This window comes from Abditibacteriota bacterium (assembly GCA_017552965.1).
GTDB lineage: Bacteria > Armatimonadota > UBA5829 > UBA5829 > UBA5829 > RGIG7931.
Map to the genome: position 1 here is coordinate 1 of JAFZNQ010000043.1, position 10165 is coordinate 10165.

Below are 10165 nucleotides of genomic sequence, written 5' to 3' on the forward strand. Positions count from 1 at the left end.
CCCAGGGTAAAGGAGGCGTGTTCATCGGCTGTGCCGCTGACTATCCTGACGTGAGTGGCGGGCCGGGGCGTGAAATAACGCTTTTTTCCCAGCAGATGGACGAGAGGGTCCATCAGCTCCGTCTGCCGTATCACGTCCCTGCGGCGGGCCTCCCTGATGTAGGTCTTCACCTCTTTTGCGTCAAAGCCCTCCAGCCGGGACAGCTCGTCATAATTGTTCTTCAGTATATCCGCCACGCCGGCGGAAAAATGCACTGCTTTTTCGCCGGGCCTGCCAAAGGCGTCGTTTTCGGCGGACTTGTCCATGGGATCATAGCCCGGCGCGGCCTTGTTGCGCTTGGCGGCCAGGCCGGAGGCCTTCATAAAGCCCGTGAGATCCGTCACGCGCCAGGCGCCGTCTTTCTGCTCCAGCCAGCCTCCGGAGTCCGGATAGTCCCGGGCAGGGTCGGCCTCCCCCGCCTCTGCGGCGGCGTTGAGGGCCCGGGATATCTCCTCCAGCAGCAAGTCGTAATAGCTGCCCTTTCTGAGGCCTGTGAGGCTGAGGGGACGCCAGTCCCCGGCCTTGAGCTCCAGGCCGTTCACGTAGGACACAAAGCCCTCGGCCATGAGCTCCTGCAGCCGCTTTTCAAAGGGAGTGAGAGGCTTGCCGCCCTCCCCTCCGGCCTCAGGCAGCTCCGCCCACATCCAGGCGTAGGCCAGGTCGGCGTTGGCTATGTCGGTGATGGGACAGTAGCACTGGGCGGCGTAAACATAGTCGCCGTTGCCGACCAGATAGTCTCCGGTCCAGATCCTTTCGACCCCGGGAGCCCCGGCCTCATACAGATACCGGTGATAAAGAGGGTCCCCGCCCGTGGCGGCCAGCAGAGCGCTCATCTGGCCGCCGCCGGAGGTGCCCAGGGACACGATACGCTCCTTGTCGCCGGGGATGATGTCGCCGTTGGCTCTGAGGGCCATGAGGCCCGACTTCAGATCCACGACAGAGGCCGGCGCCTTGCCCCGGCCCCCGTCGGCGTCCCGTCCCCTGGCGCCGGCGGACACGTATATCATGCCCTCGTCCAAAAAGCTCCTGTCCGGGGACCGGGGAGCGCCGGACCGCCAGCCGCCGCATTCGTTGGCAAATATGATGGGAGCCGTGTCGGCGGTGTATTGGCCTTTGGCGCCCTTATGATCGATGCCGATGACCCGCCCTTCCTCATCCAGTTTGAGATACTCTGCGGGCACGCAGACCAGCATCCTCTGATATTCGGGATGGGTGACATTGGCATTCACATACACGCCCGCCGGAACCTCCTCCCGGACCCGGGCGGCCATGTCCGCCGGCAGGCGCTCCCTGCTCCCTGCGCCCACGTTTATCTCCTTTTGGGGCGCCATGACGGGCTTGCCGTCCTTGTCCAGAGAGACCAGCATATAATATGAGCCGTCCCCGCCGGGTATCCAGCCGTACACTCCCGCCCGGATCCCCCCGGAATAATGCAGATATATTTCCGGGTCCACCGTGGCCTTTTTGGCCCTGTAATTGCCCGGCGGGTTCCACTGGGCGTTGATCGCCTCCGGGTTGACGGAGCAGCCGGCCAGCAGCAGCGCCGACAGGAGAGCTGCTGCGGCATACAGCAGCCCGGTCAACTGTGTTCTCTTTCCCATATCAGCTCCTCCAGAGTCTCATACAGACGCTCCGGAGCCACGGGCTTGGAGAGATGGGCGTTCATCCCCGCCTGCAGGGAGCTCTGCACGTCTTCGTCAAAGGCGTTGGCCGTCATGGCTATGATGGGAATGGCGCGGGCGTCCTCTCTGGGCAGCTTCCGTATGGCCGCCGCCGCCTGCAGGCCCGTCATCTCCGGCATCAGCACGTCCATGAGTATGGCGTCGTAATAGCCCGGCTCGCTCTCTGCGAACATCTTCACGGCTTCGGCGCCGTTTTCGGCGTGGTCTATGGAGGCGTCCTTGATCTCCATGAGCTCCGCCACTATCTCGGCGTTGATCAGCACGTCCTCGGCCAGCAGGATACGCCTGCCGGAGAGGGAGGCTCTCTGTTTTGCCGCCCTGCCGTGGCCGGCTATCCGGCTGTAGGCCTCCGTGACCTCCGACACAAAGAGAGGCTTGCCTATACAGCCGTCCGCTCCGGCGGCCTCGGCGTCGGCAGGGTCCTTGTCATAGGAGGCCAGGAGAATGACCATATCCCCGGCGCCGGCGTGGCCGCGCAGCTCTCTCACGGTCCCGGGGCCGTCCGGGCCGGTCAGGTCCCGGTCCACCAGCGCCAGCTGATAGGGCTCCTGCTTGGCCCGGGCTATATCCAGCAGCTCCAGCGCCTCGGCGCAGCTTTGGCAGGAGTCGGCCCTGATGCCGGCCTCGTCCAGAGTCTCCCGGACGCGCTCGCAGCTGACGGGATCGCCGCAGACTGCCAGGATCCTCAGGTCCTTCAGGTCCGGGGCGGCGGGCGCCTCGCAGTTTTTGAGGGTGACCGTGATCATGAACTCGGTGCCCACACCCTTTTGGGTGCTGACCACCTCTATGTTGCCGTTCATGAGCTCCAGTATGTTTTTGGTGATAGCCATGCCCAGGCCGGTGCTGCCGTATTTGTTGCTGCGGCGGGTGTCCTCCTGAGTAAAGGGCTCGTAGAGCTCCCGGGCTGCAAACTCGGGGTCCATGCCGACGCCCGTGTCCTTGACGTTGAAGCAGAGGGTGGTCCGGTCCTCAAACACGGACTTTCTCCGTATGGTGAGAGACACGCTGCCGGGAGGGTCGGTGAATTTGATGGCGTTGCTGAGGGTGTTGAGTATCACCTGCTTCAGCTTCATGTCGTCGCCTATATAGCAGTCGTTCACCACGCCCGTGATGCGGCACTCGTATTTCAGGCCCTTGTCCCGGCATTGGGAGGTGACCATGGAATTGATCTCCTCCACCATGGACCTGAAGGAAAACTCTTCGTGGCGGAGCAGCATCCTGCCGGACTCTATGCGGCTCATGTCCAGTATGTCGTTGATGAGCCCCAGCAGATGCCTGGCGCTGCCGCCTATCTTTTCCAGATGGTCCCGGGTAGCGGGAGACAGGGTCTCGTCCCGGAGAGCCAGAGAGTCAAAGCCCAGGATGGCGTTCATGGGAGTGCGTATCTCGTGGCTCATGTTGGTCAGGAAGGTGGTCTTGGCCCGGTTGGCCTCCTTGGCGGCGGCCAGAGCCAGGTTGAGGGCCCGGTTGTGCTCCAGAGTCTGACGCATCTCGGCGTCTATCTCCGTGAAGCCCACTCCCACGGCGTGGACCATGTGGTCGTCTCTGTCCTTGGCCTTGCGGACGCCGGCCATGCGCAGCATCTCATAATAATCCCTGCCTGCCCGGTGGGCCAGATACCTGTAGGCTATGATGGCCTCCGTGGAGAGGGCCTCCCGGATATTGTCCGGGTCTATGAATCGGAGGAAGCCCTCCCTGTATTCCTCGTCCACGTATTTGTTGGCATAGTAGGTAAATCTTTCGCTGAAGGAAAAATGGATCCCCTCGGGGGTCTCATCCGTGTCGCTGCGGGACGCCCTGTAGCATACGGCGTCGTCATGGTCCAGGTCCACGTGATACACGGACCGATAGTCGGAGGCCATGGCGGTGATCATGCTGCTCTGCTCCTTGCGGCGCTGTTCCTCCTCCAGGATCTGATCCTGCAGGGCCAGCTTTTCCTCCAGGGCAGCCCTGTATTCCCGATCCTTTCTGATCTCGTCGTCCACGTCCATGAAGCCCATGATGACCCCGGTGTGGCCGTTGGGCATGCTCACCTTGCCCATGTCTATGCGGTAATACCTTTTGCCCTCGGGAAAAGTCCTGAGGAAGGTGACGGACAGGCTGTCCTTTTCTTCGAATTGCTTCAGTATGTAGGGCAGGCTCATCTGCTCCCGCATACGCTCCCGGTCCTCCGGCGCCACCATGGTGGACACGTATTGCTCCTTCACGTCTCTGTACTTGGCGTGAGAGAGAGCGTTGCTGATGGCCTCGGCGTGGATGTTGTTCTTGTCCGAACGGTACAGGGAGCAGCTCTCCGTCTCCACGTCATTGATGAGACACAGAGTGTTGTAGAGCTTGGTGAGGGTCTCTATGACGGCGTTGTTCACCCTTTCGTCCGTGAGGGAGCGCTCGTGGGCCTCTGTCCTGTCGGAGATGAATACGAAGAACACGCCGCCGTCGGCGGTGTCCGCGAAGTGGCCGTAGTCCTCCAGCCAGCGGAGACTGCCGTCCCTGCGCACGATGCGGTAGGCCACGTAGTCTCTCTTGTCGTCGCTGGCGCCTGTCTGCTCGTCTATGGACTGGCTCACGGACTCAAAATCCTCCGGGTGCACCATGCCCCGGAAGGTGTTGCCCGTCAAGCTTTTGAAGTCATCAAGATCGCTGCACCCGTATATGCGGATGCACTCGTCGTTGACGTAGAGGATCTCCCAGGGCTCCTTCGCTCTGTACACGAAAAAGCCGCCGGGAATGTAGCTGCCTATCTTGTCGATGAGGGCCATGGGATCGCTCCCCGGTCCGAAAAGGTCTTTCATATTTCGTCTCCCCCGGGAGATGTAGCGTTATTTGGTCAGGACGCAGAGTATGCCCTTTTTGGTGATATACTTCACCCTGGCCTTGGCTTTTTTGCCGATCTTGCAGCCCAGTCTGCCTGCGCTGCTGCTGTCGCCTATGACTGTGTTGATGCTGTTGCCCACGTAGCCGATGGTGCCCAGTCCGGGCAGCGTGACCCGTATGGCCTCGGAGTCATAGGTGTTGTCGGGCTCCTTTCTCAGATACAGCTTCATGCCGGGCTTGAGAAAGCCGCTGCCGAACCTGTAGTCGGTGCCCACGAGAGTAAAATAAGTCTTTTTCATATCTGTTGTTCCTTGGTTGTAGTCATATGATCTGCATTGTTTGCGGTCCGCTTTTACGGCCCCTCCCCGCGTCATCCCGGCGCCTCTCCCCGCGTCATCTCGGCGGTTTCGCGTAAGCGAAACCGGTAAGAGATCTACGGGGGCACCGACGGCTGAAAGCCGTTGGGGGGCCGTATCGCGGGGCTGGGATAAAGCCCATCACGCGCCTTTCCCGCCTGTCCCCGGGTCCTCTCCCCGCGTCAGACCTCTTCCCTGGGGTGGCAGGCGTTGGGATACCGTTCCTTCAGGCGTTTTTTCTCGGCGTACATGAGCCTGTCGGCCCGTTCAAACACCTGCTGCAGCGACTTGTCGCCGTCCTTCACGTATTCGGACATGCCGCAGGCCACCACCACGGTGCCGCGCTGGCAGTGGCGCTCGCACATATCCGTCAGCTGCTCCATGATCTCGTGGCGGTGCTCATAGTCCGGGCCGGTGAGAAACACGGCAAATTCGTCGCCGCCCACCCGGTACACCGGGCTGTAAACAAAGAGGCCGCAGATCATCCTGGAGGCCGCCAGTATATATTCGTCTCCGGACTGGTGGCCGTAGGTGTCGTTGATGTATTTCAGGTCGTTGATGTCGCACACCACCAGGGCAAATTCGCTCTGGACCCGGTGGATGATGGCCCAGTCGGTATTTTTTTCTTTTTCCTTGTACGAATGCTTGCTGCCCACGCCGGTAAGGGGGTCCTTGAAGGCTATGTCCAGGGCCTCGCCCAGCAGGGTCTCGCTTTCCAGGGCCCTTTTGCTCATGACGGCGTAGTTGTTGAGCAGGAAGAGAAAGGACACGCCGAACATGGCCGCCACCACCGCCACGCTGCGGGCGTTGACCGCATAGAACCGGGACATCTGTTCGTGAGCGGCCCGGGCGTCATGGGAGATACCCTTTGATGTATAGTACTCCTCCACAGTGTTCATGCCGCTGGAGGCGGCGTTCACCACGGACTGGCTCATCCACACCAGGGAGATGAAGGTCACCAGGGACAAAAGGGTCAGCAGCACCACGATGGAGCGGCCAAACCTGCCGGACCGGTCCTTGGAGAGCACGGCTCTGAAATAGATGAAGCCCAGCACCGACCACACCAAAAACATGAAGTAGGAGCCTGTCTCCACGCTGCCCACGGAAAACAGGTCCGGTATCAGGTTGTAGAGGCCGAAAAAGATCATGATGATCAGTCCGGCCGCGCCGGTGTATATCTCCACCTTGTCTTCCTGCATCCTGGCCTGCCTGAGAGCGCAGGCAGACACGAACCCATAGACCAGGGCGGCGCCTATGGTGGTGACGTCCACTATGTAGGCTATGGCAGTCTGCCCCACGAATATCATCAGGGAGGACACGGCGCCCACCAGAAAATAGGCGTTGGCGGGGCTGCCGTTGCTGTCCAAAGTCATGAATCTGAAGGGTATCACGTGGTCCTGAGCCATGGCGTAAAACAGGCGCGACAGACACAGGCTGTTGCCTATGAGGCTGGTCAGCACCAGCGCCATCAGGGCCAGCATCATTATGACCATGCCCGCAGTCCCCAGATAATGGCGGGCTGCGTAAAAGGCGGGTATGCCGGCGCTGCCCTGCAGGTAGGCCAGCCAGTCAGCGCAGGCGTCGGGAAAGGCCGAGCAGGACAGCAGCATCACAAAGGCGTAGATGAGAAACACCGTGACGATGGCCGCCACGAATATGCCGAACACCCGGCTCCGCCTGAAGGCAAACTCCTCCGACGAATGGGCTATGCTCTCAAAGCCTATGAAGGCCCAGGGAGAGATGACCGCTATCTCCAGCACCTTGGCCAGCCTGCTGCCCTCGCCGGCAAAGGCCGGCGCAAAGGACTTGTCGTGGAGGCACATGGCGGCGACAAAGAGGGCCGTGATAAAAGCCACGAACACCAGCGCGGCCCCGGCCATGACCCGGGCCGTAAGGGACCTGGCACGATTGCACAAAAAGACGATGAGCCCCAGAGCCCCCATGGTCAGCAGGGATTCCCCCAGATATATGTCATAGCCAAACAGGGTGTAGAGCTTGACGAACTGAAACAGGTCTCCGAAGAAATACCGGGCAAACAGGGGTATGGACACCGCGTTGGCCCACAGTATGGAAAAATAGATCAGCGTCAGGAACCAGGACACCAGAAAGCCGTGGTCATAGCCAAAGCACTCCCGGGCGTAGGTGTAGGGACCGCCCGCGCCGGGGTAGCAATTCATCATGTAAAAATAGTTTCTGGCGATGATCAGCATGATGACGGCTCCGAAGAGCAGCCCCAGGACGCTGCCCGCCGGGCCGGCTTCCGCCAGATATGTATCGCCCGTATAGACTACGCAGCCGCCGCCCACGGCGGTGCCCACTGCCAGAGCCCACACCATAAAGGGGCTCAGATACGGACTGAGTTTCTTTTCATTTGACATTGGTTTATATTGCCGCCGGCCTGCGCCGGCTGTACGCTCCTGTAGTTTTCGTTGGTCTTCGCCGGGGAATATTTTTCCCCCGGGCTCAGGTCTCTTTTCTGTCCGGGGCGTAGCCGGGATTGATGGACTTGAGGAGCTTCTTTTCCTCGTACATCAGGGCGTCGGCCCGTTCAAATACCTGCCGGGTGTTTTTGTCCCCCGCCGGGTCAAAGTCGGACATGCCCGCGGACACGCACACCTCTCCGATCTCCATGTTGGCCACGGACATATCGTGCAGATGCTGCAGGATGCGGTGGCGGTGGACGTAGTCGTCGCCGTGGAGATACACCACAAATTCGTCGCCGCCGGTCCTGAACACCGGGCTGTGGACAAAGAGGCCGCAGATCATTCTGGAGGCGGCCAGTATATATTCGTCTCCAGCCTTGTGCCCGTAGGTGTCATTGATATGCTTCAGTCCGTTGACGTCGCAGACCACCATGGCGAAGGGGTCGGCGGCGCCCCGGGCTATGAGGGCGTCGGCTTCTTTTTCCTTTTCCCGGAAGGAGTGCTTGCTCTTGACCCCGGTGAGAGGGTCCTTGAAGGCTATGTCCAGAGCCTCGCCCAGCAGGGTCTCGCTTTCGATGGCCTTTTTGTTCATGACCGAATAGTTGTTCAGCAAAAAGCCGAAGGCCACGCCAAAGAGCGCCACCACCACCGCCATGCTGCGGGCGTTGACCCGGTGTATCAGGGCTATCTGGTCTTCGCCCACGGACGCCGTGGTCTGCGGGCCGGAGGCGGCGTAGAATTCTTCCACCGCGCGGATGCCTCCGGAAGTGGCGTTCATCACGGACTGGCTCATCCACACCAGGGACACGAACATCACCAGAGACAGGAGAGCGATCCACACCACTATGGAACGGCCAAAATGGCCCGCCTCATCCCTGAGCAGTATGATGCGGAAATAGATGAAGCCCAGCACCGCCCATACCACGAACATAAAGTAGGACACGGTCTCCATCACGCCCACGGAAAACAGGTCCGGCACCAGGCTGTAGATGCCAAAGCCTATCATGACCAGCATGCCGGCGGCTCCGGTGAACATCTCCGTCCTGTCCGCCTGTATCCGGGCCTGCCTGTAAGCGCAGGCGGACACGTAGGCATAGACCAGTATGGCCCCCAGAGTGGTGATGTCCACTATCCAGCCTATGGCGGTCCTTCCCACAAAGGGAGTGATGATGGTGGCCGCGGCTATGAGGCCAAAGGCCCTGCCGGGTATGTGACGCTCGTTCAGGACAGAAAAATACGGGGGCAACACCCTATCCCTGCTCATGCAGTAGAAAAGCCGGCTGAGGGAAAGGCTGTTGCCTATGAGGCTGGACACTATGAGGGCCAGCAGAGCCGCAATGAGCATCAGCACGCCGGGCCGCCCCAGATAATGCCGGGCGGCGTAAAAGGCCGGCAGCCTCTCTATGCCCGTGAGATTGCCGCAGTCCCGGACGTATTCCAGCCAGGAAGAGTATCTGTCGGGATAGGCGGACACGGAGAGCAGTATCAAAAAGACGTACAACAGCAGCGAAGCCACCACCGCCGACACCAGAATGCCATATATGCGCTGCCGCCGGAAGGCAAACTCGCCGGACGCGTGGGAAATGCTCTCAAAGCCTATGAAGGCCCAGGGAGAGATGACCGCTATCTCCAGCACCTTGACCAGGGCGTTGCCGTCCCCGGCAAAAAGATGGTCCATGCCGCCGCCGTGTCCCGAAAGGGACGCCGCAAAGCACAGGGTGATGAAGGCGGTGAACACCACCGCGCAGGCTGCGATGAGCCCCGCCGTCAGCCGGCTCCACCGGGAGCACACCAGCGCCGTCAGCAGCACCGCCGCCAGAGTCAGCAGGGACTCGCCAAGATATACGTCATAGCCAAACAGAGTGTACAGCTTGCCGAACTCAAATACGTCCCCGAAGAAATAACGGGCAAACAGCGGCAGAGCCGTGGCGTTGGCCCACAAAATAGCCAGATAGGTGAGAGCCAGGAACCAGGACACCAAAAAGCCGTGGTCGTGGCCAAAGCACTCCCGGGCGTAGGCGTAGGCGCCCCCGGGCCCGGGGTAGCAGGACATCATGTAATAATAATTGCGGGCTATGATCAGCATCAGCAGCGCGCCTGCCAGAAGCCCCAGGACACTGCCCAGAGGCCCGGCCCCGGACAGATAGGTGTTGGCCGTGATCACCATGGACCCCCACCCTATGCTGGTGCCCAAAGCCAGAGCCCAGGCGCCAAAGGGGCCCAGATACGGAACAAGCTGTCTATTCTGTGAAGCCATTAATCACTCGATCCGGCGGCGCCGGGTCTGCCTGTGACCGATCGCAGACGCCGCCCATTTAATAAAATCTATAATAACTAATAATATTATACAAGATGCACCGCCGTTTTTCAACCAAAACAGGAGGAAAAACTGCGCCGCCCCTCCTCCGCCGTCACCCCGGCGGCAGAGCCTAACCCCGCGTCATCCCGGCGCTTGGCATTGTCCCGTTCAATAATAACGTCATCTCGGCGCCTGCGTCCTCGGCGCAGGCGGTAAGAGATCCCCTGTCACGAAGACGCGAGCCGCGGTCACGGACAGACCCAACGGGACAGAAGGAACGCGCTCTCCTGCACCTCTCGTCAGTACTCGAAGACCGGGTCCTCCCCGTCTGCCTTCTCACGCAAGCGTGAGTAAGGAAGAGTCAGACGGGTCCCGCCAGACGCTTTCCTTGCTCCGGCAAAGCCGGAGGCGTCTGGTGGGAGGGGCCGTATCGCGGGCAGAACGCGCTCTCTCCTTTTCCGCCTATGTGGACCCCCCAACGGCTTTCAGCCGTCGGTCCCCCCACAGATCTCCAACGCACAATAATGTGCGCTGGGATGACGGCGGAGAGCA

General features: G+C 60.7%; 5 protein-coding genes. All 5 read right to left on the reverse strand.

The window, feature by feature from the left end; translation table 11 throughout:
* The coding region (locus IK083_04540) for a hypothetical protein (GenBank protein ID MBR4748823.1) at positions 1-1640 on the reverse strand (1640 nt) is incomplete at its 3' end.
* Entirely contained in the window at positions 1619-4513 is a 2895-nt protein-coding gene (locus tag IK083_04545; GenBank protein ID MBR4748824.1) for a response regulator, read from the reverse strand. The genes IK083_04545 and IK083_04540, both read right to left, overlap by 22 nt.
* Before the next feature lie 27 nt (positions 4514-4540).
* The gene (locus IK083_04550; GenBank protein ID MBR4748825.1) at positions 4541-4834 is read right to left on the reverse strand and encodes an HIRAN domain-containing protein; all 294 of its coding nucleotides are present in this window, start codon (positions 4832-4834) and stop codon (positions 4541-4543) included.
* 239 nt (positions 4835-5073) lie between these two features.
* Entirely contained in the window at positions 5074-7269 is a 2196-nt protein-coding gene (locus tag IK083_04555; protein ID MBR4748826.1) for an amino acid permease, read from the reverse strand.
* An 85-nt stretch (positions 7270-7354) separates the two neighbouring features.
* A complete protein-coding gene (locus tag IK083_04560) occupies positions 7355-9571 on the reverse strand; it encodes an amino acid permease (protein MBR4748827.1) in 2217 nt (738 codons plus the stop codon).
* Positions 9572-10165: the final 594 nt, after the last annotated feature.